Annotated in this window: 26 protein-coding genes; 3 read left to right on the top strand and 23 right to left on the bottom strand. The window is 63.2% G+C overall.

What is annotated here, in order from left to right; all coding sequences use genetic code 11:
* Nucleotides 1–74 precede the first annotated feature (74 nt).
* The 17 genes from ELH03_RS28405 to ELH03_RS28325 form a co-directional block, all read right to left on the bottom strand.
* Complete coding sequence (locus tag ELH03_RS28405) at nt 75–2066, bottom strand: AfsR/SARP family transcriptional regulator (protein WP_197729793.1); 1992 nt, start codon at nt 2064–2066, stop codon at nt 75–77.
* A gap of 172 nt (nt 2067–2238) precedes the next feature.
* Nucleotides 2239–2466, bottom strand: a complete 228-nt coding sequence (locus ELH03_RS28400) for a hypothetical protein (protein WP_245504898.1) — start codon at nt 2464–2466, stop codon at nt 2239–2241.
* Between the two features lie 185 nt (nt 2467–2651).
* On the bottom strand, nt 2652–4004 hold the full coding sequence (locus ELH03_RS28395; protein ID WP_130806838.1) for a cytosine deaminase: 1353 nt from the start codon (nt 4002–4004) through the stop codon (nt 2652–2654).
* A gap of 32 nt (nt 4005–4036) precedes the next feature.
* On the bottom strand, nt 4037–5008 hold the full coding sequence (locus ELH03_RS28390) for a LysR family transcriptional regulator (RefSeq protein WP_130767036.1): 972 nt from the start codon (nt 5006–5008) through the stop codon (nt 4037–4039).
* Nucleotides 5009–5010: 2 nt separating this feature from the next.
* Nucleotides 5011–6006, bottom strand: a complete 996-nt coding sequence (locus tag ELH03_RS28385; protein WP_130767035.1) for an isopenicillin N synthase family dioxygenase — start codon at nt 6004–6006, stop codon at nt 5011–5013.
* An 86-nt stretch (nt 6007–6092) separates the two neighbouring features.
* Entirely contained in the window at nt 6093–6887 is a 795-nt protein-coding gene (locus tag ELH03_RS28380; protein ID WP_130659870.1) for an ABC transporter permease, read from the bottom strand.
* A gap of 4 nt (nt 6888–6891) precedes the next feature.
* Nucleotides 6892–7665, bottom strand: coding sequence for an ABC transporter ATP-binding protein (locus tag ELH03_RS28375; RefSeq protein WP_018071607.1), 774 nt, complete (start codon nt 7663–7665; stop codon nt 6892–6894).
* Nucleotides 7666–7670: 5 nt separating this feature from the next.
* Nucleotides 7671–8660, bottom strand: a complete 990-nt coding sequence (locus tag ELH03_RS28370; RefSeq protein ID WP_130767034.1) for an ABC transporter substrate-binding protein — start codon at nt 8658–8660, stop codon at nt 7671–7673.
* Between the two features lie 17 nt (nt 8661–8677).
* A complete protein-coding gene (locus ELH03_RS37595) occupies nt 8678–8881 on the bottom strand; it encodes a hypothetical protein (protein WP_165420542.1) in 204 nt (67 codons plus the stop codon).
* 523 nt (nt 8882–9404) lie between these two features.
* On the bottom strand, nt 9405–10328 hold the full coding sequence (gene nadC, locus ELH03_RS28360) for a carboxylating nicotinate-nucleotide diphosphorylase (protein ID WP_197730019.1): 924 nt from the start codon (nt 10326–10328) through the stop codon (nt 9405–9407).
* Nucleotides 10306–11847: an L-aspartate oxidase gene (locus tag ELH03_RS28355; RefSeq protein WP_130767031.1), complete on the bottom strand. Its 1542-nt coding sequence runs from the start codon at nt 11845–11847 to the stop codon at nt 10306–10308. The genes nadC and ELH03_RS28355 overlap by 23 nt, the downstream gene beginning before the upstream one ends.
* Entirely contained in the window at nt 11844–12815 is a 972-nt protein-coding gene (nadA, locus tag ELH03_RS28350) for a quinolinate synthase NadA (RefSeq protein WP_027665421.1), read from the bottom strand. Before nadA ends, ELH03_RS28355 begins: the two co-directional genes overlap by 4 nt.
* A gap of 69 nt (nt 12816–12884) precedes the next feature.
* A complete protein-coding gene (locus tag ELH03_RS28345; protein ID WP_197727807.1) occupies nt 12885–13883 on the bottom strand; it encodes an NUDIX hydrolase in 999 nt (332 codons plus the stop codon).
* Between the two features lie 29 nt (nt 13884–13912).
* Nucleotides 13913–14728, bottom strand: a complete 816-nt coding sequence (locus tag ELH03_RS28340; RefSeq protein ID WP_197730018.1) for a 3-methyl-2-oxobutanoate hydroxymethyltransferase — start codon at nt 14726–14728, stop codon at nt 13913–13915.
* A 40-nt stretch (nt 14729–14768) separates the two neighbouring features.
* Complete coding sequence (locus ELH03_RS28335; protein WP_130659787.1) at nt 14769–15995, bottom strand: NAD(P)/FAD-dependent oxidoreductase; 1227 nt, start codon at nt 15993–15995, stop codon at nt 14769–14771.
* 11 nt (nt 15996–16006) lie between these two features.
* Nucleotides 16007–16321 (bottom strand): MocE family 2Fe-2S type ferredoxin, encoded by a 315-nt coding sequence (locus tag ELH03_RS28330; protein ID WP_003548266.1) that lies wholly within the window; start codon nt 16319–16321, stop codon nt 16007–16009.
* 21 nt (nt 16322–16342) lie between these two features.
* On the bottom strand, nt 16343–17431 hold the full coding sequence (locus ELH03_RS28325) for a fatty acid desaturase family protein (RefSeq protein WP_130767029.1): 1089 nt from the start codon (nt 17429–17431) through the stop codon (nt 16343–16345).
* Between the two features lie 133 nt (nt 17432–17564).
* Between ELH03_RS28325 and ELH03_RS28320 the strand changes: the two genes are divergently transcribed.
* A complete protein-coding gene (locus ELH03_RS28320) occupies nt 17565–18593 on the top strand; it encodes a LacI family DNA-binding transcriptional regulator (protein ID WP_128403602.1) in 1029 nt (342 codons plus the stop codon).
* Between the two features lie 161 nt (nt 18594–18754).
* Nucleotides 18755–19567 carry a TIM barrel protein gene (locus ELH03_RS28315; protein WP_130767028.1) on the top strand — a complete coding sequence of 271 codons (813 nt, stop codon included), beginning with the start codon at nt 18755–18757 and terminating at the stop codon, nt 19565–19567.
* Between the two features lie 20 nt (nt 19568–19587).
* On the opposite strand, the gene cobM is transcribed toward ELH03_RS28315, so the two are convergent.
* Together cobM and cbiE are read right to left on the bottom strand one after the other, a co-directional pair.
* Complete coding sequence (gene cobM, locus ELH03_RS28310) at nt 19588–20346, bottom strand: precorrin-4 C(11)-methyltransferase (RefSeq protein ID WP_130767027.1); 759 nt, start codon at nt 20344–20346, stop codon at nt 19588–19590.
* Nucleotides 20347–20350: 4 nt separating this feature from the next.
* A complete protein-coding gene (gene cbiE / locus ELH03_RS28305) occupies nt 20351–21583 on the bottom strand; it encodes a precorrin-6y C5,15-methyltransferase (decarboxylating) subunit CbiE (RefSeq protein WP_130767026.1) in 1233 nt (410 codons plus the stop codon).
* Between cbiE and ELH03_RS28300 the strand changes: the two genes are divergently transcribed.
* Nucleotides 21582–22352, top strand: a complete 771-nt coding sequence (locus tag ELH03_RS28300; RefSeq protein ID WP_130767025.1) for a cobalt-precorrin-6A reductase — start codon at nt 21582–21584, stop codon at nt 22350–22352. The genes cbiE and ELH03_RS28300 overlap by 2 nt on opposite strands.
* Here ELH03_RS28300 and ELH03_RS28295 read toward each other — a convergent pair.
* The 4 genes from ELH03_RS28295 to cobG are packed head-to-tail and all read right to left on the bottom strand — an operon-like array spanning nt 22316 to nt 25822.
* The gene (locus ELH03_RS28295) at nt 22316–23080 is read right to left on the bottom strand and encodes a precorrin-3B C(17)-methyltransferase (protein WP_128412064.1); all 765 of its coding nucleotides are present in this window, start codon (nt 23078–23080) and stop codon (nt 22316–22318) included. The two genes, ELH03_RS28300 and ELH03_RS28295, sit on opposite strands and share 37 nt — an antisense overlap.
* Entirely contained in the window at nt 23077–23808 is a 732-nt protein-coding gene (locus ELH03_RS28290; RefSeq protein ID WP_105009641.1) for a precorrin-2 C(20)-methyltransferase, read from the bottom strand. Before ELH03_RS28290 ends, ELH03_RS28295 begins: the two co-directional genes overlap by 4 nt.
* Nucleotides 23805–24437, bottom strand: a complete 633-nt coding sequence (locus tag ELH03_RS28285; RefSeq protein ID WP_130767024.1) for a precorrin-8X methylmutase — start codon at nt 24435–24437, stop codon at nt 23805–23807. Before ELH03_RS28285 ends, ELH03_RS28290 begins: the two co-directional genes overlap by 4 nt.
* A gap of 2 nt (nt 24438–24439) precedes the next feature.
* Nucleotides 24440–25822, bottom strand: a complete 1383-nt coding sequence (gene cobG, locus ELH03_RS28280; protein ID WP_130767023.1) for a precorrin-3B synthase — start codon at nt 25820–25822, stop codon at nt 24440–24442.
* Nucleotides 25823–25839: the final 17 nt, after the last annotated feature.

Below are 25839 nucleotides of genomic sequence, written 5' to 3'. Positions count from 1 at the left end.
CTGCCGTTAACCATCGGAAAGAAACATTGCCTCCGTCATTTAAGCGTTACAGGCTTCGTTAAAAGGCCGTGCAATCACGGAAGACCAGCAAGTTGCAGGCCCTTTATCAGCGGTTCCGTATAGGCGGGATCGCGATCGGGGACGAAATGGCGGATCTCCTCGCTGCGGAAATCGGGGAAGTTTTCCAGCACCACCCTGGCGTAATTCCTGGCTTTGCCCGTATCGCCTGCCATGGCATGCGAGGCGGCGAGCAGACGGGCTGTTGCCTGCTTCGCCTTCACCGGCTCCAGCGCCTCGATCGCCATTTCATATTCTTCGCGCATGAAGTGGATGCCGCCGAGGTTCCAGTAATAATAGTCTGGCGGCAGCGGATTGAGTTTGAAGGCAGCACGGCTGAGCTCCAGTGCTCGATCGAAATCGCCATCATGGGAAAGCGCGTCGGCGAAATCGGCGAGGATATCGGCATCGTTGGGATTGAGATCCTGGGCCTGCTGGAAATATTCCAGGCTTTCGTCGAAGCGGCGGCGATAAAGCGCCACGAAGCCGAGCTCGCGGTAAGCCCGGCCGCTGTTCGGGTCGGATTGCTGCGCCTGCCGGGCAGCACCGTTCGCCTCGTCGAGCAGTTCCTTGTCCCGCATGCCGCGGATCAGCCATTCCATGCCGAGCGCGCGCGACATGCCGGCATGGGCGGCGGAGAAATGTTCATAACGATTGAGCGAGGATTTGAACCATTTGCGCGCCTGGCGCAGATGCTGCAGATCGGTCTGGGCAATCAGCCGCTTGCCTTCCAGGTAGAGACGGTAGGCGGACGGCGGCGCTTCGCCGATCGGTATCGCCAGTTCGTGACGCTCGATCGTGTCGGCGAGCGACGAGACGATCCGCCGCGTCAGATGCGCGAAGGATTCGCTGATCTTCTGCATGACCAGCGGCAGTTCGATGGCCCAGATTACCTCAGATGTCGTTGTCCGCGTCAGCCGGCAGGTCGCAAAGACATCCTCGTCGCGGCCCTGGATGGTGACGTAGACCGCATAGTCGAAGCTGAGGTCGAGCGGACCGGGCACGGCACGCGACGGATCGATCGAACGGCTGAGGATCTCCAGGCTCGTATGCGCCGCGATCACCTTGAAGCCGCGCTGCTGGCTAAGGCCGATGGTGACGTCTTCGAGAAGGGCCCTGCCGACGCGCTCCATCAGCGGATCGGTGAAAATGCTTTCCGGCGGCAGGATGATGATACGCGGCTGACCAAGCGGGCCGACGGAAAGGTTAAGCGCCGACTGAGGATGTCCCGACGTCGCCTGTGCAGCCGGCACCAGGTTGAGTTCGCGCGCAAGAGCGGTGGTGCTTTCTTCCGGCTCGGTGTCGAAATCGTCCTTCAGCTGGCTCTTGCACTTCAGATAGGCCTGACGCGCCGCTGCCGGATCGTTCATCCTGACATAGGTGCGCATCAAGGCGCGATAGGCCGTCTCGCTGGCAGGGTCGAGTTCCAGCAGGCGCCTGGCAAGCGTGACCTGCTCTTCATCAGATCTGTCTTCTGATGTCTCGACCAGCCGGGTGAGATGGGCGGAGCGCAGTTCGTCGACACGCTGGCGCTCAAAGGTCAGCCAGTCCTCGGCGCCCTGCGTCGGTGATTTGACGCCTTCGAGCAATTCGCCGTTCAGCAGGCCGCCGTCTTCGGGTGCAAGCGGCCCCTTCTGTTTCAGGATATGAACGTCGACCTCCCAGCCATCGGCAAGGCCGATATGGGTTCGGGTCGCGGCAAGCAGCGGTGGAAGGCCGGCGGGAACGCTCTGCTCGATGCGCGCCAGCAGCTGGCGCAGGCTGCCGGCTCGTTTTTCCGGCAGCTCCGATTGCCAGAGCTGTCGCCTGACGGTTTCGCGGTCGAGTTCGAAATTGGGTTCGGCGGCGAGCATGGCGAGGAGAAAATAAGACTTCTCCGGCAAGGGGAGTTCCTTCCCCGCCGCCAGCAATCGCGGTCTTCCGAGCAGGCACAGCCTGTTCGTCAGCATCTTCCGGATGTCCGTCGCATCTCGGTTCTCACCCCTGAAAGCCAAGGCGCACAAGCGCACCGGCCAATCAAAGACATGTTAGAGCCATAAGAGCCCGGCGCATAGCGGTTTTGCTTTAAAAAGCAGAAATTTCATCGAATATTTGCATATTCGCGTGTCACTCGCGCAGGGGATGCTTGATCAACACTGTCATCAGGACACGGTTTGCGTTCCCTGGCGGCAGGTTATTGAGCTATTGAAGGGCCGTATCACGGGCTGTTCTCGACCAAATTGCAGCCACCGTGTAGTCCGAGCGCTTTGATGGCTCGATCGAACGCCGGGCGAAGCGGCGCCAATCGGCCGGATTGTCATGCTCGGTGACGATATGCTCAGCCTTTATCTCGCGGGAAAGTGGTGCGAGCATCGTAAACTTAACGATCTCACAGCGAAGTCCACCCTTCGTTAAGTTGACGATGCCCATCAACGCGATCCTGGTCGGCCGGTACATCAAGCTCTATTTCTTGCTGTTAAGGAAGATCCAGGCACGGAAAGCGGCCCCAGCACCGGGAGGTCTGGTATCGGCGGTCATATAGCGGACATCGGGACTGAACAGACAAGGGGGACCGGCGGGCTTCGCCAGTCCCTTTTTTGGCTCTAGAGAGCGGCTCACGCGGTCTGGAAATCTGTGAGCATGCTGTAGGAGGGCAATGTCCTGTTGGCGAAGATCCCCTTGCGGAGGAGGACGCGGTCGGAGTGCGGACGGGCGATAACCTGGTCGAGGCTCCAGGCTTCCAGGATCATCAGGTCTGCCGGACGATCGACGCCGATCGTACCGGCGTCGATGCCCATGATGCCAGCGGGAGCCGGGCCGGCAAGAGCGGGCGCATCCGCGTAAGGGTGGTCGAGATGCAGGATGCGCACCGCTTGCCGCCAGGTGTCCAGCATGTCGTGATCGCCATAGGCAAAGAACGGATCGCGGCAATTGTCGCCGGCCGCAGCGACCGGAATGCCAGCCGCCTGCAATTCCTGCACGGGCGTGACCCCGCGCCAGCGCGGCGTGCGGCCGTTTTCGCGATCCTGGAGATACATGTTGACGGTTGGCAGCGTGATGATCGAGAGGCCGGCATCGGCGATCAGCGCGATCGTGTCGCGCAATTCTTGCTCGCCCAGAAGCGCAAGCGAACAGCAGTGGCCGCACGTCACGCGCCCCTCGTAACCGTGGCGGATGGCGGCACGCGCCACATGCGGCAGGGCATCGGCCTGTGCCGCCTCGTCGACATGTAGATCGACATCCAGTTCCCGTTCCTTTGCCAGCGCAAACAACCGGTCGAGCAGCAGGTCGATGTCGTCGAGGCCTGACCCATGGGTGCCCCCGGAGGCGCGGGTGACGCCGCCGAGCAAGCCGCCGTGGACGGCAACGATATCGGCAAGGCGGGTGCCATAGTCGTCGCGATAGGCATCGAGCGGCACGAGGCCGGCAGCCTGCAAGGTGATGCAGCCTTTCCAACGTTCGCGCGTTTCGGCAAACGCGCTCCAGGTGATTTCCGCCTGCCCCTCGTGACTGTCGAGATGGGTGCGAATAGCGGCCACGCCATGGGCGTCAGCCGTTGCAAGAGCGAATTCCATCCGCCGCAGGAGGTCGTCGGCATTCCAGTGGGCAAGCCGGTCCGCCGTCGTCGCGGCGCGCGCGCCGGGATGCGTGCCGCCAGAATCGGGCGCACGTCCCATGGTGTGGCCCTTGTCGAGATGGGCGTGCGCGTCGATCAGAAGCGGCCAGACATGGCGGCCGTCGAGCGCGACTGCATCTTCGCCACCATCCGCAAGGGCCGGCGTTATCGCTGCGATCATGCCGTTCTCGACCAGAATATCGACGAGGGCGGAACCGTCCCGGTCTACCTCTCCACCACCCGGCACGTCATCTGCAAGCAGCGCGACCGGGACGCGCGCCTTCGCAAGACGAATGCGCTCCTGTCTCGCCAGACGGGCGGCAAGGGTGGGAAACAGGGAAAGATCGTTCATGGTGGGTCTCTATCGGATGGCTTGCCGAGCGGTCAGCTCTCGTCGAACGAGGCGAGCAGACGCTCCTGCGCGAATTGCATGAAATGGCTGCCGGCGGGTGAAAGCGAGCCGCGGGCGCGGTGGAGGATATTGAGCCGTTGCAGCGAGCCGGTTCCCGTCAGCGGAATGAAGACCAGGTCGCCGGTCGCCATTTCGCGGTCGACATCGAGCCGGTTGAGGAAGGTTATGTGAGGCGTTGTCCGGGCAAGGCGCTTCATCAGTTCCATCGAATTGGTCTCGACGACGGGAACAAGGGTGGCACGCGCCGGGGCAGTCGCCTCGACGACCTCGCGCAGCGACAGCGATCGATCCGCCAGAACCAGCGGATAGAGCAGGCAATCGGACATGCGCACGGTCTTGCGGTTTGCGAGGGGATGGGCGGGCGCGACGACGGCTCCCAGCGCATGGCGGAATTCGGCGGCGCGTTGCAGCCGGGTATCGTCCGGCAGGTTGTAGGCAATGGCGAGATCGGCCTGGCCGAGCGCAACCATCTCCGCAACAGTCGTCCGGTCGCCGACCATGATCCGCAGGCTGACCTGCGGATGTTTTTCTCGGTAGGCGGCAACGATCTCGGCAACCCGGCCCGCAGCGAGCGTTGCCATGGTCGCCAGCACCACCTCGCCGCGATTGAGCCCCTTGAGGGACTGGATCTGCGCCTGCATTCGCTGATGCGCCTGCAGTGTCTCGCGAATGTGCTGGATGAGGATCTCGCCGGAACTCGTCAGTTTCAGGCCGCGCGGCAGGCGCTCGAAAATGGGTGCCTGCAGCTCTTCCTCAAGCTCCAGGATATAGCGGTTCACCGCAGAGGCGGCGACATGCAATGTCTTTGCCGCCTTGCGGATGGAGCCCTGTCGGGCCACCTCGTCGATATAACGCAGCGCGCGTCCATGAAGCATGATGGGTCCGTTGCCTGACGGGAGTCGGATTGACTGTTCCACGATGTCACCGCAACGGACCATCTTCAACGTTACTTCTTGGCGAAATTGGCGTTTATGCGCCGGGTCAGGTATTCGCCGGCGGTGATCGCCTCGTATTTGCCGAGCGGACCCTGCATGACCGCATCGCGGTTTGCCTGGCAGAAGAAGGGCAGGGACAGTCGGCGGCCCATGTACTCATTCTCGCGCGGCATGCGCACCCTATGCAGCGTCGACTGCAACTGGTCGTCCGACCAGCGCATCAGCATGTCGCCAATGTTGCAGGTGATGTAGCCCTTGCGCGGCGGAACATCCGTCCATTCCTTCAGGGCTGCATCCTTGCCCGGGCACACCTGGAGCCCGCCTTCGCCCTCCTTCTGGTGAAGGATGGTCAAGCAATCGAAGTCCGAATGCGCGCCGGCACGCCACGACGAGAAGTCTTCCGGCTTGGCGCCTTCCATCGACATGTAATGGATGAGGCGCAGCGTCGATTGATACTGGTCCGAAGACGGGTCATGCGCCTTGGTGAAGAAATCCTCGGCAAAGCCCATCTTCAGCGCAAAGCCGGAGAGGATGCGCATGCCGAGTTCCCAGTTCTGTCGCTCGAAGCCGAGCATCTTTTCCCGGAAGCCCGGAAGATCGTCTTCGCTCGGCCACAGGTTGAGGCGGATCATGTCCGGCCGGGTGAGCTGGAAGCTCTCCTTGTTATCCGGCGTACCGGTGGAGGGGCGGACCTGCGCCTTGAATTCCCAGCCGGCATTGATGCCCTTCGGCATCGGGGTTTTCGCCTTAATCTCCGCCGGCAGTGCGAAGAATGTCCAGGCCGTTTCGAAGGCCGCGTCGATATCGTCCTGGGCGATGCCGTGATTGTAGACCTGGAAGAAACCGATATCGACCGAGGCCTGCCAGAGTGCATCAGCGATCTCGTGCTTGCGGTTGTCGAAGTCAGAAAGGTCGATGACGGGGATTTCCCGGTCAACGGTCGTGCCCATGCCGCCGATGGTCGCTTCCTTGGCGAGTTCCGCGAGGGTGTCTGTCTGGATATTCATATCATTCTCCTTACGTGAATGCCGGCGAACCGGCGGTTGAGGAGCAATGTCCGGGCAAGGCCCGACTGCTTCTACTCCGGATGGGTTCAGCCGTTTTTCGGCAGGCTCCAGGGAAAGAGGAGCTTCTGCGTCAGGACCACGGCCTGAAACAGCAAGAGCGACATGGCGGCGAGCACCAGCAAGCCGGCCCAGGCCTGTGGCAGCTTGAACAGAGAGGTCGACAGCTGGATGAAATAGCCGACGCCGGCTTCGGATGCGCAGAACTCCGCAACCACGGCGCCGATGACGGCAAGCGTGATCGAGATTTTCAGCGCCGAGAAGATGTAGGGCACCGCAAACGGCAGGCGTATCTGGGTGATCTCACGAAAGCCCGAGGCGCGCAGGCTTCGCGACAGCTCTATCAGCTCCGGCGGGGTTGCCGCAAGGCCCGTTGCGGTGGAGACGACGAGCGGAAAGAAGGTGATGAGACAGGTGATAACGATGCGTGGCGCATCGCCGGCCCCGAGCACGACGATGATGATCGGCGCAATCGCCACCACCGGCGTCGACTGCACTATGACGAGCAGCGGATAGAGCGTTCGCGACAGGAATGGCGATCGCATCATGACCACCGCCAGTGGAATGGCGATAACGATGGACATCGCATAACCGATCAGCGCCACCCGCAACGTCGCGGCGATGTGACCCATCCAGCGCTCGAAGCCGATGGAGGAGAACGAGCCGAGGATCGCGCTTGGCGGCGGCAGCAGATAGGTCGGGATCGACAGGAGCCGCGCCGCCGCTTCCCATAGCAGCACCGTGCCGATCAGGGCCGCGGCGGTCGTGATGCCCGGCAATGCCAGCACCTGCTTGAGGAGCGCGACCGGCGTACGGCTCTGCATGGCCTCACGCCGCGTGACGGGTGAGGAGGAGATCGCGGAGGTAATCGGAGAGGTCATGGATCGCCTTGTCCTTTGCAGTTTCAGGGCCGCGTGGCCGGCCGACGGGAACGGTGACTTCGGTCAGGATCGAGCCCGGCCGTCCGGTCATCACCAAAACGCGGTCGGACAGAAGCGCCGCCTCGCTGACGGAGTGGGTGATGAAGACCACGGTCTTCGGACGTTCGGAGAAGATGTGCAGCAGATCGAAGCCCATCACCTCGCGCGTCAGGGCATCCAGCGCCGAGAAGGGTTCGTCCATCAGCAGGATATCCGGGTCCATCAGCAGCGCGCGGGCGATGCCGACACGCTGCTGCATGCCGCCGGACAGTTCGTCCGGCAGGCGTTTCTCGAAGCCGGCAAGCCCGACCATGCTCAGCAATTCACCCGCCCGCCCGCGCTCCTCTGCCGTTACCCGGCCGGTCTTGTGGCGGGCGGGAAACACGACATTGTCTTCGACCGTCGCCCAGGGAAGCAGCGTCGGCTTCTGGAAGACGATCCCGATGTCGTCACGCGGGGCCGTCACCGGCAGACCGAAGACGTCTACCGAGCCGGATGTCGGCTTCAACAGGCCGGCGATCATGCGCAGTAGGGTCGATTTCCCGCAGCCCGAAGGGCCGAGGATCGAGACAAACTCATGCCGGGCCACATCGAAACTGACGTCGCGCAGGGCTTCCGTGCGCCCGGATCGGGTTTCGAAAACCTGTCCCAGCCTGTCGAAGCGGATAGCGGGCATCGCCATGGCGGTTACTCCGCGACGGCGAAGGTGCGGTTGACCACGGTTTCCGGATCCAGCTTGGCCGGATCGATGTCCTGCGCTTCAGAGACACGGCGCCAGGTTTCGACAAGGCGGGCGGTTTCGAAGGCACCGAGGCCGTCCTTCTCCGTCACCTCGTTGAAGATCAACGGCAGCGTGTCCTTGAGCGAACCCTGGACATCTTCCGAGCCGAGTTCCGGTACGATGGCGGTGACAGCAGCGGCAGCCTTCTCCGGATTCTCCTTGGCGAACTCGACGGATTTCTTGTAGGCGGCGATAAAGCGGGCGGCGACCTGCGGACGCTTGGCGAGGAAATCGTCGCTGGCGATGAGAGATGCGGAATAAAGCTCGAGCCCGGCTGCCGACCATGGCAGGGCAACGATCTCCTTGCCAGCTTCCTTGCCCTGGTTGCTATAGCGCGTCAGGTCGGTCATCCAGGCGATGATGCCATCGGCATTGCCGGTCATCAGCATCGGGCCGAGTGCGCCGGGATCGGCCTTGATAAGCTTGATATCCGCCATGTCGATGCCGGCATCCTTGAGCACCAGCGGCAGGTAGACATTCGAGGATGTGAAGGGCGACGTCGCGATCGTCTTGCCCTTGACGTCAGCGACGCTTGCGATCGAACCGCCCTTGGCGACGTAGAAGGCATGCGGCCCCTTGTTGAACAGCGACATGACGGCGGTCACCTTCACGCCTTCATTGGCGCGGGCGGCCATCAGGGCGCCGATATCGGAAACACCGATGTCGGAGGACGCGGCGGCAAGGCGCGAGATGGCGTCGGTCGAGCCGCGACCGGAGGCGATCTCCACCTCAAGGCCGGCGTCCGAACAGAAACCTTCCTGGATGCAGACGTAGATCGGCGCCTTGTCGCCACCCGGCAGCCAGTCGAGCTGAAAGATCACCTTGTCGGCGGCGGAGGTGGCGCCGGCAGAAAGGGTTGCGGCAAGTGCATAGAAGGCAAGCTTGTGGCGGGACATGGGTCGACCTTTCGCAACTAGTGTTCGGTTTTTAAGGACGGATAGTGATTGGCGACGCGCTCCGGATCGAAGCCATCCGCGACGAGCCTGGCAATTGCGCAATCGCGTTTTTCAGAATGCTTGCTGCTCAGGCATGCAAAGCAACGATGCGCGCGAAGGTGACCAGCTCCAGCGTCGATCTCTGCGGATTTTGGGGCGAGATCATTGGCTTTTCCCTGCATTAGGACATCTCCTCGACAGATTTACCCGTCGAGCAATGTCCAGAACCGAGGCTCAGACCGCTTCTACTCGCAGGTCTTTTGTCTCATGAATTTCCGGCGTTCTGCAAGATTTTAAACGCTTCAATTCTCGTGCTGAAAAAACAGGCGAAATTCACAGCATTGAGGTTGAGGTGAGCAGGCACGTCATCTATTTGATTGAAATCAAAGTATAAATTCCTCAGCAGCCGAGCGGGGCGGCGGCTGAAGAAATAAGCGTTCTAATATTTAGAGCGCTTAGCTCGTAATTTTCTTGTCGCACCTTCAGCTTGCATCTGCGTTTTCCGGCGCATTTTTTCTTGTGAGCGACCCGCATCTGGACGGTTTCCAATGCCTCCGTCGTATGCAGGCGATCGCCCATTGCCTTGGGCCGTCAGCATGTCTGAAGTTGAACTCGAGCATATGCCGAAGCGCACGAGATCGCCCAGATGATCATGGATTGGCGTTTCAGCCGCAGTCGAAGCTCAGCCGAAGCGGGCCTAAGAGATTACAGCACCTGTGCAATCCGTCTCGGGCTTGTTTCCGTTGCGGTCGCCGCCTCGACGAAATCGAGCCCGATATCCAGCACCGGGGCGCTGTGCGTCAGCCAGCCGACGGAAATGAGGTCGACACCGGAAGCGGCGATTGCGGCGGCCGTTATCGGCGTGACGCGGCCGGATGCCTCGGTGATCGCCCGGCCGGCGACGATGGCGACGGCTTCGCGCAACTGATCCGGCGTCATATTGTCGAGCAGAACGGCATCGACGCCGGTCTCCATCGCTTCACGCAGCTGATCGAGGGTGTCCACTTCGACCTCGATCTTCACCATATGGCCGACGCCGGCCCGCGCCCGGCGGATCGCTTCAGAGACCCCACCGGCGATGGCGACGTGATTATCCTTGATCAGCACTGCGTCATAAAGCGCGAAGCGGTGGTTCATGCCGCCGCCGGCCCGCACCGCATATTTCTCCAGCGCCCTGAGGCCCGGCGTCGTCTTGCGCGTGCAGGCGACTGATGCCTTGGTGCCGCGAATGGCGGCAGCAATCTGAGCCGTCACAGTCGCAATACCTGAGAGATGGCCGAGGAAATTCAGCGCGGTGCGCTCGGCGCTCAGCAGGCCGCGCGACGGACCTTCGATGGTGGCGATCACATCGCCAGGCTTTACTGCGTCGCCATCCTGAAGATGGCGGCGCATGACGATCTCTGGATCGACGAGGGCGAAGGCGAGTTCGGCGGCATCGAGACCGGCGATTACGCCCGGCTGACGGGCCGCCATCACCACCGTCGAACGGTGATCGCGAGGGATGACCGATGCCGAGGTGATGTCGCCGGCAAGACCGAGATCTTCGAGTAGGGCCGCCCGCACCAGCGGTTCGACGATCAGGCGCGGAAGGGGAACGAGGCTCATCTCAGGCACTCCTTGCAAGGGCATAGGGCGGCGTCGCGCGGGCGATCTCCAGAACGTCGGAAAGGCACATCTGGCGCCGGTTGGCATTGGCGAGCTTCAACGGAAAATCGGTGCGGGCGTGGGCGCCGCGCGATTCCATCCGCAGGCTGGCAAAGACGGCGATGAGCAGCGCGACGATGGCCGGATCGGCGGCAGGGCCGTTGCCTTCGGCAAGCCGCAGCAGGGCGGCGATCGCGCCATGAATGGCGCCGGCATTGCGCAACACGCCGAGATGACGCGAGACGATCGGCCGGACGAATGACGCATCGGCCGGCGCCGGGAGACTCCCGGCGGAGATGGTGCCGGTAAAACTCGCCGGCATGCCTGAAATGTCGCGTGCCGCCCGCATGCCCATGACAGCCGCCTCCAGCAGCGAATTGCTGGCAAGCCGGTTTGCGCCGTGTAGGCCGGTCGAGGCTGCCTCACCGGCAACCCAGAGACCGGGAACCGAGCTGCGGCCATTTGCATCCGTGGCCACGCCGCCCATGTGATAGTGAACGGCCGGGCGCACAGGAATGAGGTCTTTCGCCGGATCGATGCCGGTCTCGCCGCAAAGGGCGGAAATGACAGGAAAGCGAGCGGCAAAGCGGCTGCCGAGGGCATCGCGGGCATCGAGAAAGACTCGTCCGCCGCGGGCGATTTCGGCGCTGATGGCACGCGCCACCACGTCACGCGGTGCAAGTTCGGCGCCTGATATGCGGGCCATGAACCGTTCGCTTCGTTCGTTGACGAGCAAAGCCCCCTCCCCGCGCACCGCCTCGCTGACGAGCGCCAGCGGCCGGCGGCGTGAATCGAGTGCGGTCGGATGGAACTGGACGAATTCCATATCGGCGAGCGCGGCACCGGCCCTTGCTGCGAGCGCGATCCCCTGGCCGAAATTGCCCATCGGATTGGTGGTCGCGTCGTAAAGCCCGCCAATGCCGCCGGTGGCGAGCACCACCCTCGATGTCGGCAGAATGGCGGCGCCATTCGCGGTCGCGCAAAGCAGGCCGGCGACCTGCTCGCCGTCCATCAGAATCCGCCGCGCCTCGAAACCTTCGAGCACTGATATAGCTGGCGTTTTCATCACGGCCTTGATCAGCGCGGCGATGATCGCCGCACCGGAGCCGTCGCCTTCGGCATGGACTATGCGGCGGCGATTATGGGCTGCCTCCAGGCCGAGCGAGAGGTCTCCCGCGGCATTCCGGTCGAAACGAACGCCGGCTTGCTCCAGCGCGGCGATCGCCGCTGGCGCCTCGGCAATGATGCCGGCGGCGATGGCCGGATCGCAGAGACCGTCACCGGCGGCAAGCGTATCGGCAAGATGCAGCGCTGCGCTATCGTCGGCACCAATGCTGGCGGCGATGCCGCCCTGTGCCCAGGCGCTCGACGTCTCCGCGCCAAGGGCCGCGCGGGTGACGATGACGGAAGGTTCGGGCGCGAGGGTCAGCGCGGTCATCAACCCCGCAATGCCGCTGCCGACGATTACCGTGCGTCCTGATAGCTGCTCGAGAATCTCGGTCATATCGCCAGCATCCTCTCGACGGCGCGGCGGGCGGCCACGGCAATTGCAGGATCGACGGTGACCTCGTGGCGGTTTTCCTCGAGTGCCGCGCGGATATTGGCCAGCGTGATCCGCTTCATATGCGGGCAGAGATTGCAGGGGCGAATGAATTCGACATCGGGATGGTGCACGGCGACATTGTCGCTCATCGAGCATTCGGTGAGCAGCACGACGCGCGCCGGCTTCTGCCTGCCGACATAATCCGACATGACAGCGGTGGAGCCGGCGAAATCGGCTTCGGCCACCACCTCTGGCGGGCATTCCGGATGGGCGAGCACGGTTACGCCGGGATGGTTTTCGCGCAGCTGGCGCACGTCCTCGGCGGTGAAGAGTTCATGCACCTCGCAATGGCCATGCCAGGCAATGATCTCGACATCAGTCTCGCGGGCGACGTTGCGGGCCAGATATTCATCCGGGATCATCAGCACCTTCGGCACGCCGAGCGATTCCACCACTTGCTTGGCATTGCCCGAGGTGCAGCAGATGTCGGAGGCAGCCTTCACCGCGGCCGAGGTATTGACATAGGTGACGATGGGCACGCCGGGATGGGCCTGGCGCAGCAGGGCGATATCCTCGGGCGTGATCGAATCCGCCAGCGAACAGCCGGCGCCGAGATCCGGGATCAATACTGTTTTCCCGGGGTTCAGCAGCTTTGCGGTCTCGGCCATGAAATGCACGCCGGCAAGCACGATGACATCGGCATCGACCTCGATCGCCTTGCGGGCGAGCGCCAGGCTGTCGCCGACAATATCGGCCACGCCGTGGAAGATTTCCGGTGTCTGATAGTTGTGCGCGAGAATGACGGCGTTGCGGCGGCGCTTGAGCTCGAGGATCGCGTCGACGTCATTTTCGAACGTCATCCATTCGGCTTTGGGAATGACACGGCTGACGCGCTCGTAGAGCGAGGATGCGGAAACAGGGTAATTCATGACCGGCTCCTAATTATGCTCTCTTTGAGCATATCATAGGCAAAGAGATATTCTCACGGTGAGCATATGTCAATTGCGGGAGAGCGGTAATTTCGTTCCTGCCAGCGCCCGTTCTTCGAGCACGGTGTGGCGAAAGCGGAAAAGCTTGGCCGGCCGGCCGCCGGTTTCGCTTTCGGTTCCGCCGGTTTCCTCGACCAGTTCCTGCTGTTCGATGAGGCGGCGGAAGTTCTGCTTGTGCAGCGTCAGCCCCGCCAAGGCTTCGATAGTGCGCTGCAGCCTCAGCAGCGTGAAGCTCTCCGGCATCAGCTCGAAGACGACGGGGCGGTATTTGATCTTGGCGCGCAGGCGGGCGATTCCGGTTGCGAGAATCCGGCGGTGATCGGCAAACATCGCCCGGCCGAGATTGGCCTCCGCCCCGCATCCGGCTTCCGAGACGAGCCCCGCCTCGTAAAGCAGTTCGTAGCGCTGGAGTGCCAGATCCTCGTTCCAGCCGCCGCCATCGAGGCCGAAGGTGAAATCCGCCCGGCGATGGCGATGGTCGCGTCTTGCCGGATCGGCATCGGCCCAGCTCCTTAGACGCGCCATGATCTCGTCAAGCACGGCTGGCCGGCCCTGCCGGTGGTCTTCCCAGGGGAAATATTCGTACCAGCCGTGCCATCCCGGCCGGCCGGCGCCCGACTGCTCGTTGACGAGGCCGAGATAGCTGATCGAGATCGTCCGCCCGCCTGGGATGTCGTTGTTCCGGTCGCGGTCGGCGAAGGTATAGAGCTGTTCGAGATAACCGACGGGATGTTCCGTCTGCTCCTGCACCCATTCGCGCAGGCCCGATTGCAGGGTGCGATGACCCATTTCGAAAGGTCCCGACGGCAGCGCATTGCCGGAACGGATGGTCATTACGCGCGGCTCGTCCCCCGTCACCGCGACGAGCACCGCAATCAATTCCGCATGCGCAAAGCCGATCGTCACAGGGGACCGAATACTCCGTTCCGAATGAATCGAACGGATAATTCCTGACACAGGCGGAGACGGAAGCCAATGGAGAGGAAGCGCCTTTGTGGCGCTTCTCACATCATCGAGGCAATAGAACGCGTTTGCCCTCAGCTATTGCCCGTCTCGCTTTTCAGCCGCTGCAGAAAGATTTCCAGTTCCGCGTCGTCGATACCGACGAGATGGCGCTTTTCCGGATAGGCGCCGGTCCTGACATCCTCGGCAAATTCGGTGAAGGCGGCGATGCGCTCGCGCTGCAGCCGGTCGTGTTCGGCGGCAAAGTCGCGATAGATCTTGGCGTGGCGCGGATAGTGGTCGCGATTGGCGCCGAGCACGTCGTCGGCGAAGAGATATTGGGCGTCGCAGCCGCTGCCTGCTCCCATGGAGATCATCAGCATCGAGGTGTTGGTGCTGATGGCAGCAGCAATATCCCCTGGGACGACTTCGATTTCGGCGGCGAAGGCGCCGGCCTCTTCCAGCGCCTTGGTCTGCCGCCAGATCTCGGCCGCACTCGCCGCCGTCTTGCCGACGGCGCGGAAGCCGCCGGTCCAGGTCGCCTTGGAAGGGATCAGACCGAGATGGCCACAGACGGGGATGCCTTCATCGCGCATGCGCCGGATCGTCTGCAGGCTTGCGGCGCAATAGACCGCATCACCCCCTGCCTTCAGCGCCGCGAAGGCCGCACGCAGATAGTCCTCGGCCGAGACATGATCGCCATATTCGAGCCCCGGAATGGCAAAGGGAGTGGGCGCGATCTCGCGAAAGACTGGCCCGAGCAGCGAGGGCGGCACGGAGACGATGTCGATTCCGGCCATTTCGGCGGCTTCCGCCTCCTCCAGCGAGGTGACGCGCAGCATGGTGAGCTGGCGCTTGCCTTTTTCCGAAAGCAGATCGGCGACGGTTGCGCGTCTATGTTTTTTCATCATCAATTCCTTTGAAAAAAATCGGGTGAAAATATCGGGCAGCTCAGGCGGCCAGCAGGGATTTCAGCTTGATGTCGCTGGCTGCGAGTGCTGCCGGGTCCGGATGGGCACGCGCTGCGATCAGCATTTCGGCGAGTCTGATGTCGCGCGCCACCGCATTGCCCGGCCCGATGCCGCTTGCAGCGATCAATCGACCGCCGGCGTCGAGATGGAAGAGAATGAAGGCGCCAGCGCCGAGTTTGCGGCGCTGATGCGTGATAGCCCCTTCGGCAAGGCCTGATATCTGCAGCGTCATGTCGTATTGATCCGACCAGAACCACGGCACCGCCGAAACGGCCTCGTTAAGGCCGAGCATGTTGGCCGCGGCCAATGTGCCCTGCTCCTGGGCATTGCGCCAGGATTCGAGCCGGACCCGCCGGCCGCCATAGATCGACAGCGGAAAGGAACAGCAATCGCCGGCCGCAAAGACATCAGGCGCGGAGGTCCGGAGATAGGCGTCGACGGCAATGCCGTTGTCGATTGCCAGCCCGGCCCTTTCGGCGATCTCGATATTCGGCCGTGCACCGATGCCGACAAGGACGAGATCGGCTTCGATCACCTCGCCGGTCGACAATCGGATCAGGGCTTTTCCGTTTTCCGCGGTCAGCGTCTCGATGGAGACGCCGCAGCGGATGTCGACGCCCTCGGCACGGTGGCGCTCGGTGAGCAGATGGGCGATCTCTTCCGGCACGCCGCGCTTCAGCACGCGTTCCAGCCCCTCGATGACGGTGACCTCGGCGCCAAGCAGCCGCGCCGTTGCCGCAAGTTCCAGTCCGATGAACCCGCCGCCGATGATGGCGATATGCCGTCCCGGCTTCATCGCATCGCGCAACGCCGCCGCATCGTGATGCGTCCTCAGCGCGCGAATATGCGGGCTGCCCTGCGGCGCGCCGGGGAACGACCGCGCGGCCGCACCCGTCGCAAGCAGAAGCTTGTCGTAGGAAAGCACGGCACCGTCCGAAAGCGTGACGGTCCTGGATGCGGTGTCGAGATACCTTGCCTCGAGGCCGGTCAGCAGCCGGATGCCGTTTTCGATATATTTTTCCGCCGCGGCGATGAATTTCGGATCGCTTGCATCGGTGGAGCCGGCCTTCGAAAGCGGCGGCCGTTCATAGGGCGGAAGCGGCTCGGCGCCGACCAGCGTTATCTCGCCGGCAAAGCCCTTTTCCCGCAAGGCGAAGGCGGCGCGCGCACCGCATTCGCCCGCGCCCAGGATGACGTAATGAGCCATGCCGGCCTCCCTCAGAGCGAGATGAAGACGGCGCCGTCTTCGATCTTGACAGGATAGGTCTTGAGATTGACGCAGACTGGCGCACCCTTGGCTTCGCCCGTCTTGTAGTTGAAGCGGCCGTTATGTTTTGGACATTCGATGATCTCATCCATGACAAGCCCGTCGGCGAGATGGATATGTTCATGTGTGCAGAGCCCGTCGGTCGCGAAGAATTCGTCGTCCGGGCTGCGATAGACCGCGAAGGTGCGCCCGTCGTGATCGAAGCGGATGACATCCTCCTCGTCGATCTCGTCCTTGTCGCAGACCTGGATCCAATTTCCGCTCATCTTGTCCTCCCTCGATTGTAATTATTGCGCGGCCGGGGCCAGCTCGTTGTGGAATTCCTCGCGATAGGGCCGCGCGGTGGCCGGCAGGTCGCGCTTCAGGAAATAATCCTCATTGCGCAGCTGGCGCAGGAAGGCCGGGATCATCTCGCGATAGCCGGACCAGATCGATAGGTTCGGCGCCGGCAGGTCGTGCTTGATCATCGCGTGCAGCTTGGGCAGCGCGTGGTAGGGCACCATCGGAAACATGTGATGTTCGACGTGGTAGTTCATGTTCCAGTAGATGAAGCGGCTGATGGGGTTCATATAGACCGTGCGGCTGTTCAGCCGATGGTCGGTCACATTGTCGGCAAGGCCGCCATGCTGCAGCAGACCGGTCAGCACATGGTGCCAGGCGCCATAGAGGCGCGGCAGGCCGATCAGCATTAGCGGCAGGATCGAACCTATGGCGATCGCGGCCGCGATCGTTGCAAGATAGATCGCCAGCCAGATGCGGGCGATGCGGACGGCCTTCGGCTGCTCCATCTCGGGAATGAAGGTCTTTTCCGCCGCGCTGACGCCGCCGAAGGCATTGCGCAGCATGTCGACGATCGCATGCCAGGCGTCGAGGATGCCGAAGAAATTAAGCACCAGCCGGAAGAGATCAGGCGGTCGCATGACGGCGATCTCGGGATCGCGGCCGACGATTACTGTGTCGGTGTGATGGCGCGCATGGCTCCAGCGCCAGGTCACCGGATTGCGCATGATCATGAAGCAGGCAATCTGGTAGACGACATCGTTCATCCAGCGCGTCTTGAAGGCGGTGCCATGGCCGCATTCGTGCCAGCGGCTATCGGAGGCCGAGCCGTAGAGCACGCCATAGGCGAGGAAGAAGGGCAGCGCGATCCACGAGCCCCAGAAATAAACGCCGAGCCCGGCAAGGACCACCATGCTGCCGAGCCAGAGGGCCGTGTCACGGATCGCCGGCGCATCAGAGCGCTGCATCAGCGCCTTCATCTCCTTGCGGGGAATGTCGGTGTGATACCATTCGGCTGCCGCCAGCCCCGTCTCGACGGCGGTGCGACCGCTTTCGCCGAGAAGGTCGTAGTCACGTTTGTTTGTCTGGGTCGCCATTATCCGCCTCCCGTGATGCCCTTGCCTGGGAGAATAGGTTGACTTTGGAAAGCGCTCAATGCAGGCTTGATATAATCTATCAAAAGCTATCACGAATGACTTGCATTCATGATCGAATCCATCAGGAACGCCGATGCGCCGCCCCACCATATCCGATCTTGCCCGCGCCTCCGGCGTCAGCGTCGCCACCGTCGACCGCGTTCTCAACGCGCGCCACCGGGTGCGCGAGGAAACAGCGCGACGGGTCTATGATGCGGCGCAGTCGATCGGCTATCACGCTGTCGGGCTGATCAAGCAGCGCGTCTTCGAGGATCTGCCGCAATACAAGCTCGCCTTCCTGCTGCAGAAGCCGATGCAGCCCTTCTATCAGAGCTTCGTGCGTGAGATCGAAACCGCAGCGCGGGCGCTGACGAGCGCGCGCATCCAGACGCAGATCGACTTTCCGTCGGCCGCGACACCGGCTGCCATCGTCGAAAAGATCAAGACGCTCGGCGCCCGCAACCAGGCCGTTGCTCTGGTCGGTCCGGATTATCCGGCGGTGACGACGGCGGTCGAAGAGCTGAAGGAGCGCGGCATTCCGGTGTTCTCGCTGCTCTCCGACCTCGCCACCGGCGTGCGCGACGCCTATGTCGGCGTCAACAACCGCAAGGTCGGGCGCACTGCCGCCTGGACGATTGCGCGCACGGCACACAAGCCCGGCAAGGTCGCCTGTTTCGTCGGTAGCCACCGCTTTCACGGCCATGAGCTCAGAGAAATCGGCTTTCGCTCCTATTTTCGCGAGAATGCGCCTGAGTTCGATGTCGTCGACACGCTGATCAATCTCGAGACCGCCGAGATCACTCATGAGGCGACGTTGACACTGCTGCAGAAACATCCCGATCTCGTTGGCCTCTATGTCTGCGGCGGCGGCATGGAGGGGGCAATTTCGGCATTCCGCGAAGAAGGCGTCGGCGGCAAGATCGTCCTCGTGGTCAACGAACTGACGCCCGACAGCAAAGCGGGCCTTGCCGACGATATCGTCGCCATGGCGATCGGCACACCCCTGCCCGCCCTCTGCAAGGAGTTGATGGTGCTGATGACGGGCGCCATCGAAAACGGCGAAACGGCCGTTCCCGGGCAGCTCTTCCTGCCTTTCGATATCCATATTTCGGAGAACATCTAAGCAATGATGGAATTCCATCATTCCGTCCGAAATTCTCTCAGCAATGAAAGCCGGCGCCGGCGATGACGGATGGATTGCGACGCGAATTCCGATAGAGATTCGCTGACCCATTCACGAGGACTGCTCCGCCGTGACGCGGAGATCAGGAGGAGATACCGATCATGACTACGATCCGTTTTGCGCTCAACCATATGGCCGCGCCGTCGCTTGCCGTCGATGATTTTTTTGCGCTGGCCAGATCGCTCGGCATCGATGCCGTCGAGATCCGCAACGACCTCTCCGGCAATGCCATTCTCGACGGCACCCAACCCGAGGCGATCAGGCAAGCGGCTGCCCGCCATGGCGTGACGATCATCTCGATCAACGCCCTGCAGCGCTTCAACGAGTGGAATGCGACCCGGGCGGCCGAAGCGCAGCAGCTGATCGATTATGCCAGCGCGTCCGGCGCCAAGGCGCTCGTCCTCGTTCCGAAGAATGACGGCACCGGCTGCGCCGATGGCGAACGGCAGGCCAATCTGCGTCAGTCTCTGATTGCGCTGAAGCCGATGCTGGAGGAAGCCAGCATTATCGGTCTCGTCGAGCCACTCGGTTTCGAGATCTGCTCGCTGCGCTCGAAGACCGAGGCGGCCGCCGCGATCGAGGAACTCGGCGCGCAGTCGACCTTCAGGCTCGTCCACGATACCTTCCACCATCACCTTGCCGGCGAAGCCCAGACCTTTCCTGAGCTGACCGGCCTCGTGCACATCTCCGGCGTCGACGACCCGGCTGTTTCCGTTGCCGATATGCGCGATTCCCACCGCGTTCTGGTCAATGCCGACGACCTGCTCGACAATGCCGGGCAGGTCAGGGCCCTGTTGCAGGCGGGCTATAACGGCCCGTTCTCCTTCGAGCCCTTCGCGGCGGAGGTGCATGCGCTGAAGGATCCGGCCGGCGCGCTGCGCGCCAGCATGGAGTATCTCAGCGCGCGGGTCTAAAACCGCGCGGTCGCTTGACGCTACTCTCTACCTCTGAACCGGCGCTGATAGGCCGGATCGTAGAGCGAGCTTTCGCGGAAATCTTCCACTGCCAACGAGGGGCCGACGAAGATGATCGCTGTGCGTTCGATCGGTTCGGCCGCAACCTTTGCCTCGATATCGGCAAGCGTGCCGCGCAGGATGCGCTCGTCCGGCCAGGAGGCCTTGACGACGATCACGACCGGGCAGTCGACGCCGTAGAGCGGCGTCAACTCTTCGACCACTTGCTTCAGGGCGTGGATTGCCAGATGGATCGCCAGCGTGGCGCCCGTCGCGCCGAACTTCGCCAATGTCTCGTCGTTGGGCATCGGTGAAGCGCGGCCGGAAACGCGGGTCAGCACCAGGCTTTGGGCCACAGCCGGGATCGTCAGTTCGCGCCCAAGCGTCGAGGCTGCGGCGGCAAAGGCCGGAACGCCTGGCGTCATCGTATAGTCGATGCCGTGTTTTTGAAGCCGGCGCACCTGCTCGGCGACCGCACTCCAGACGGAGAGATCGCCGGAATGCAGCCGGGCGATATCTTGGCCGGCCGCGGCAGCGCGAAGATATTCCGCCTCGATCTCGTCGAGCGACATCGGCGCCGTATCGACGATGCGGGCGCCCGGCGGACAATATTGCAGCAGTTCGGGCGAGACGATCGAGCCGGCATAGAGACAGACCGGGCACCGGGCGATGAGATCGCGGCCACGCACCGTGATCAGATCCGCAGCACCTGGCCCAGCGCCGATGAAATGCACCCTCATCTCGTCATCCTTTCGTCCAGCGCCACTGCGTCACCGGCATGGCCGGCCGCCAGCCGCTCATGCCGCCAATAGGCTGTGCGCGCGATATCTCGATCCGCGTGAGGAAGCCACCACGTTTGCCATGTTCGCTGAGCAGCACCGCTTCCATTTCCAGCGTCACGGCATTGGCAACGAGCCGCCCTCCCCGCTTCAGTGCGGCAATCGCAGTATCGACAACACCCGGCTCGCTACCGCCGCCGCCGAGGAAGATCGCATCCGGTTCCGGCAGGCCCCTAAGCGCGTCGGGTGCTGCATCTTCGACGACAGCAAGATGCGGCACGCCGAAGGCGGATGCATTGCGGGCGACCCGTGCGGCCCGCTCCGGCGATTGTTCAACGGCGATTGCCTTCAGTGACGGATCGGCCAGCATCCATTCGATGCCGATCGATCCCGAGCCCGCGCCGATATCCCAGAGCAGTTCGCCGTGACGCGGCGCGAGCGCCGAAAGCGTCATCGCCCGGATTTCACGTTTGGTGATCTGTCCGTCATGCTCGAACAGCTCGTCTTCGAGCCCTGCGGCAAACGGCAGGATGCGCGCCCCCTCCCCTGCCGCGATATCGACGGCGCAGACATTCAGAGGATCGATGTCCAAGAAGTCGAAATCCGCCGCCGCCGCACTTCTTTGCCGTTCCCGAGCGCCGCCAAGCGCTTCGAGCACCGTAAGCCGCGACTGACCGAAGCCAGCAGCAGTGAGCAGAGCAGCCAGATCGCCGGGCCCCTTCTCGTCCGAGGTCAGCGCGAGGATGCGCCGCCCGGGGTGCAGATGCGGCCGGATCAAATCGATCGGCCGTCCATGCAGCGAGATCGTTGCGACGTCCTGCAGCGGCCAGCCAAGGCGGGAGGCAGCAAGGCTGAAGGCCGAGGGTGTGGGGATAGTGCGCATCTCGTCCGCCGCCACATGGCGGGAGAGCGTTGCGCCGACGCCATAGAGGAACGGATCGCCGGAGGCGAGCACGACAACAGGCGTGCCGCGCCTTTCGAGGATAGCCTCGACCGAGCGCTCGAACGGGCTCTGCCAGGAAAGCTTTTCGCCTGTGATCAGCGAGGCAGCGAGTGCATGATGTCGCGCACCGCCGAAGACGGCGGGTGCAGTCGCGATCAGCCCCTTCGCCTCCTCGCCCAGCCCTTCTGGACCATCTTCGCCGATGCCGATAATAGTCAGCCAGCGCTGGCCGGACGCAGGAGCGACATCAAACATGGGAAGACCCCGCATCTTGATCCTTGGCGGCACCAGCGAGGCGCGGCTGCTGGCCGAGGCGCTCGCGGCGCGTGATGATTGCGATGTTTTGTTGTCGCTTGCCGGTCGCACAGAAAAACCGGCCACGCAGCCTGTTCCAGTTCGCATCGGCGGTTTCGGCGGCGCTGCCGCACTTGCCGATTTCCTGGAGGCCGGCGGCTATGACCTGTTGATCGACGCCACGCATCCCTTCGCCGAACGGATTTCGGCCAATGCCGCTTTCGCGGCTGAGACGACCGGCATTGCCGCCATCGCTCTGCGCCGTCTCGAATGGCAACGCGTGGCCGGCGATCGCTGGCGGGACGTGCACAGCATTCCGGCTGCCATAGAAGCGCTCGGCCCCTCCCCCCGCCATGTCTTCCTGGCGACGGGCCGGCAGGGCGCGCATCACGCGGAAGCCGCACCGCAACATCACTATCTCGTCCGCAGCGTCGATCCCGTCGAACCGCAGCTTGCGCTTGATAATGTCGTGTACATCCTCGATCGGGGTCCGTTCACGCTGGACGGTGAATGCGATCTTCTGAGGCAGCACGACATTGACGTCATCGTCGCCAAGAACAGCGGCGGTGTGGCCACGTATGCGAAGATCGAGGCAGCCCGCCTGCTTGGTATCGAGGTAATGATGGTCGCGCGCGCGCCGGCCTCGATCGTCAAGGCGGTCGACACTGTCGAGGCGGCGCTGGCGGCGATCGATCACCTGTTCCCCCCCGCCATGAAACGCGGCGTATAGACGAGGTCCAGTCTGCCTGGCCGCGTGACGATGCGTGTCTCGGCCGAGCCGATGATGATGCAGGTCGCCATATCGGCAATCGATGCATCTGCCTGCGACAGCTGTTGGACGGCGATACGTTCGTCCGGCCGCCCGGCCGCTCGCCCGAAAATAACCGGTGTTGCTGCAGGCAGATGGTCACGCAACAGCTTGAAGGCTTCGCCGAGCTGCCAGGGCCGCGCCCGGCTGATCGGGTTATAAAGCGCGATGACAAAACCCGCCTTTGCCGCCAAGACAAGACGGTTTTCTATTATATTCCAAGGCTTTAGATTGTCAGACAGCGATATGGCGCAGAAGTCATGGCCAAGCGGAGCGCCTGCTCTTGCCGCCACCGCCAGCATCGCCGTGATGCCGGGCAGGATGATGAGATCGACCGCGCGCCACGCGGCCGGCCCGTTCTCGATCGCTTCGCAGACCGCGGCCGCCATGGCGAAGACGCCGGGGTCGCCGCCGGAGACGACGCAGACCTTGGCGCCATCAGCTGCCATGGCGAGTGCTGCCCCTGCTCTGCCGAGCTCCTCGCGATTGTCCGAGGCATGCCGCAGTTGATCGTCGCGGAGCTCCAGCCTGTCGAGATAAGGTCCGTAGCCGAAGAAATCCGTCGCCGCATCGACAGCGGCCAGCGCTTCCGGCGTCATCTGCTCGGGGTTGCCAGGACCGGTTCCGATCACGTAAAGCCTGCCGCTCATCGGCTGCCCTCCCAGCCCGGCACCAGCACGAGCGAAAAATACGGTGCATCGCCGTCGGTCCTGTCGGCAAGCTTTTCCATCGCCGCATTCGCCATGGTGCCGCGCTCGACATAGACGGCTTCCGCAAGCCGGCCGGCGGCCGCCAGTGCCCGGCGGATCTTCGGCAGATTACGGCCGACCTTCATGATGACGGCGGCTTGCGTATCGGCAAGGCGGCGCGTCAGCTCGGTCTCGGCCATCGTACCGGGCAGTACGGTAAGCACGTCGTCGCCCTGGACGATCGGCATGCCCGCCAGCGACCAGCAGCCCGACATGGCGCTGATGCCCGGGATCACTTCCGTCGGGTAGCGTGTGGAAAGCCTGACATGCAGGTGCATATAGGAGCCGTAGAAGAGCGGATCGCCTTCGCTGAGAACGGCGACAGTCAGCCCGGCATCGAGATGCCCGGCAACAGCTTTGGCAGACAGATCGTAGAATTGGGTGATCAGCCTCTGATAGCGTTCGTCGTTCTTGTCGATCTCGGTCGTCACCGGATAATAGAGCGGCAGCAGCGTCACCCCGGATTTCAGCAGCGGCTCGACGATCGCCTTGCCGTTGCCGCCCCTGCCCTGCTTGGCGAAATAGGCGATCACATCAGCGCCTTCGATGGCGCGCACGGCTTTGAGGGTGAGGAGCTCCGGATCGCCGGGACCCGTGCCGACGCCGATAAGACGGCCGATTGTCGTCATAGGCCCGGCCTCGCCAATGCATTGATGGCGGCTGCCGTCATGGCGCTGCCGCCGAGCCGGCCGCGGACGATGGCAAAGGGTACGCCGTAGGAATTTTCCGCCAGCGCATCCTTCGATTCCGCCGCGCCGACGAAGCCCACGGGCATGCCGAGGATCGCTGCGGGTTTCGGGGCGCCGTCGCGCAGGAGTTCGAGCAGATGGAAGAGGGCGGTCGGTGCATTGCCGATCGCGACAACGCTGCCGCCGAGCCGGTCGAGCCAGAGATGCATGGCGGCCGCCGAGCGCGTATTGCCGGTCTCGCGCGCAAGCTCCGGTGTCGCGGGATCGCGCAGCGTGCAGATCACCTCGTTGAGCGCCGGCAGCCGCGCCCGGGTGACGCCCTGGGACACCATTTCCGCGTCGCAGAAAATCGGCGCCCCACCCTTCAGCGCGTCGCGCGCCGCGCTGACGAAATCGGCGGAGAACAGGAAATGCTCCGCCGCCTCGACCAGCCCGCAGGCATGGATCATGCGCACGGCGATTTCGGCTTGATCGTCGGTGAAGCGCGAAAGATCGGCCTCGGCACGGATAATGGCAAAGGAATGCTCGTAGATCGCATCGCCGCTGCGGATATAATCGTAGTCTGGCATTCCTATTCCTGTCGCAGCGCCTTCGAAACGCCGGTTGCGCCAAGCCGTGTAAGGCAGGCGGCGGTCGATTCGCCAGCGTCTTTGTTGTCTTCGATGGACCGGGCGAGCCTCTCTATAGCGAAATCGATCCGACCGCCAGCGATCCGTTCGTCCGGCTGATCCGCCGCAAGCCCATTGAGGATGAGGCCATAACCTTCCGCCGAGCCGGTCAGGGTCAGCGCCGGCCGGGCATGAGCGCAGCCCTTGGCGCAGCCGGATAGATGCAGCGTCAGCGAACCGTCGAAAAGGGCAGGTGCTAGGCCAATGAGGCGGCGCGCCAGAGTTCGGGTCTCGTAGAAAGCGGAGCCGCAGGCGCCGGCGCCGGCGCAGGCGGCGATATGTTCGGTTTTCTCGCCGGGCTGGATGCAGAAGCCATGTCCGGCGGCGGCCACCTGCATAGCCGGCACTGTATCGGCGGAAAGCCCGATGAAGAAAAAACCGCGACCGGGCGCAAGCCGGATGGCTGTTGCGCCACGGGCCTTTACCAGATCGAGCAAAGCGGAGAGATCGGACGCTTGCATCTGACCGAATTCCGGCCTGACGCCGAGTATGATTTTGCCGTCGGCGAGCCGGTGTGAGCCGGCAAGCGGTATCCCTGCTGCACGGGACGGATTGAACTGAATGCCATCCATCGCGGGAAAGCGCGGCCGCAGAAGCGCCGGATCGATATCCCTTGCCCGTCTGCCCTGCCCGAGGGTCGCCAACAAGCTTAGAATTTCGCCGACGGCTGATATCGCAGCCTCTGCAGGACCGATCGCGACCGGCATTGCCGTTTCACCGTCGCCATTGACCGCGACAAGCCAATCTGTGTCGGATTGAGCAACGACCCGGATATCGGCGGACAGTGCGGACAAGCCGAAGGATCCGCCACCGTCGACGACAAGCGAGAGCTTCGGCGCGAGCCGCTGCGAGGCAAGCAGATCGTGGAGCGTACTGCGCAAGGCCATTTCGATCGCGGCCGGATCGCTTATCTCTTCCGGGTCGATGCCGTGCAGCGGCGATGTCTCGATTGCCGGCCCGTCCGGCACGGTGATCCCGGCGGCATCGATATCGGCTGCGAGCTGTCCGACGGTCTCAGCCCGAAGGCCTCGGATCTGCAGATTGCCACGGGCGGTGATTTCGAGAATGCCGTTTCCATGTGCTGCGGCGGAGCGGGCAAGGCTTGCGAACTGCGACAGCGTCAACGCGCCGCCGGCCGGCCGCAGCCGTACCAGCAAACCGTCACCGGTCGGCATGGGCGCGGCAAGGGCGGGGCAGGCGCCGCGCCTACGCGTCTTCGCCGCCGGGCGACCGTGTAGATCCGCCTCGCCTGTCCTGTCGCTCGCCTTTGCGGCCTTAATGCTCATTCTCGATCCTCTGGCCA

Source organism: Rhizobium beringeri, from assembly GCF_004306515.1.
Classification (GTDB): Bacteria; Pseudomonadota; Alphaproteobacteria; order Rhizobiales; family Rhizobiaceae; genus Rhizobium; species Rhizobium beringeri.
Note: the sequence above shows the minus strand (reverse complement) of the source record. Positions and strands in the feature narration are given on the sequence as shown.

Coding starts and splice junctions, on each gene's coding strand:
- ELH03_RS28400 (WP_245504898.1), bottom strand. CDS start 2,466: ATGGGCATCGTCAACTTAACGAAGGGTGGACTTCGCTGTGAGATCGTT.
- ELH03_RS28395 (WP_130806838.1), bottom strand. CDS start 4,004: ATGAACGATCTTTCCCTGTTTCCCACCCTTGCCGCCCGTCTGGCGAGA.
- ELH03_RS28385 (WP_130767035.1), bottom strand. CDS start 6,006: ATGAATATCCAGACAGACACCCTCGCGGAACTCGCCAAGGAAGCGACC.
- ELH03_RS28380 (WP_130659870.1), bottom strand. CDS start 6,887: ATGCAGAGCCGTACGCCGGTCGCGCTCCTCAAGCAGGTGCTGGCATTG.
- ELH03_RS28375 (WP_018071607.1), bottom strand. CDS start 7,665: ATGGCGATGCCCGCTATCCGCTTCGACAGGCTGGGACAGGTTTTCGAA.
- ELH03_RS28370 (WP_130767034.1), bottom strand. CDS start 8,660: ATGTCCCGCCACAAGCTTGCCTTCTATGCACTTGCCGCAACCCTTTCT.
- ELH03_RS37595 (WP_165420542.1), bottom strand. CDS start 8,881: ATGCAGGGAAAAGCCAATGATCTCGCCCCAAAATCCGCAGAGATCGAC.
- nadC (WP_197730019.1), bottom strand. CDS start 10,328: ATGCCCTTGCAAGGAGTGCCTGAGATGAGCCTCGTTCCCCTTCCGCGC.
- ELH03_RS28355 (WP_130767031.1), bottom strand. CDS start 11,847: ATGACCGAGATTCTCGAGCAGCTATCAGGACGCACGGTAATCGTCGGC.
- nadA (WP_027665421.1), bottom strand. CDS start 12,815: ATGAATTACCCTGTTTCCGCATCCTCGCTCTACGAGCGCGTCAGCCGT.
- ELH03_RS28340 (WP_197730018.1), bottom strand. CDS start 14,728: ATGATGAAAAAACATAGACGCGCAACCGTCGCCGATCTGCTTTCGGAA.
- ELH03_RS28335 (WP_130659787.1), bottom strand. CDS start 15,995: ATGGCTCATTACGTCATCCTGGGCGCGGGCGAATGCGGTGCGCGCGCC.
- ELH03_RS28330 (WP_003548266.1), bottom strand. CDS start 16,321: ATGAGCGGAAATTGGATCCAGGTCTGCGACAAGGACGAGATCGACGAG.
- ELH03_RS28325 (WP_130767029.1), bottom strand. CDS start 17,431: ATGGCGACCCAGACAAACAAACGTGACTACGACCTTCTCGGCGAAAGC.
- ELH03_RS28320 (WP_128403602.1), top strand. CDS start 17,565: ATGCGCCGCCCCACCATATCCGATCTTGCCCGCGCCTCCGGCGTCAGC.
- ELH03_RS28315 (WP_130767028.1), top strand. CDS start 18,755: ATGACTACGATCCGTTTTGCGCTCAACCATATGGCCGCGCCGTCGCTT.
- cobM (WP_130767027.1), bottom strand. CDS start 20,346: ATGAGGGTGCATTTCATCGGCGCTGGGCCAGGTGCTGCGGATCTGATC.
- ELH03_RS28300 (WP_130767025.1), top strand. CDS start 21,582: ATGGGAAGACCCCGCATCTTGATCCTTGGCGGCACCAGCGAGGCGCGG.
- cbiE (WP_130767026.1), bottom strand. CDS start 21,583: ATGTTTGATGTCGCTCCTGCGTCCGGCCAGCGCTGGCTGACTATTATC.
- ELH03_RS28295 (WP_128412064.1), bottom strand. CDS start 23,080: ATGAGCGGCAGGCTTTACGTGATCGGAACCGGTCCTGGCAACCCCGAG.
- ELH03_RS28290 (WP_105009641.1), bottom strand. CDS start 23,808: ATGACGACAATCGGCCGTCTTATCGGCGTCGGCACGGGTCCCGGCGAT.
- ELH03_RS28285 (WP_130767024.1), bottom strand. CDS start 24,437: ATGCCAGACTACGATTATATCCGCAGCGGCGATGCGATCTACGAGCAT.
- cobG (WP_130767023.1), bottom strand. CDS start 25,822: ATGAGCATTAAGGCCGCAAAGGCGAGCGACAGGACAGGCGAGGCGGAT.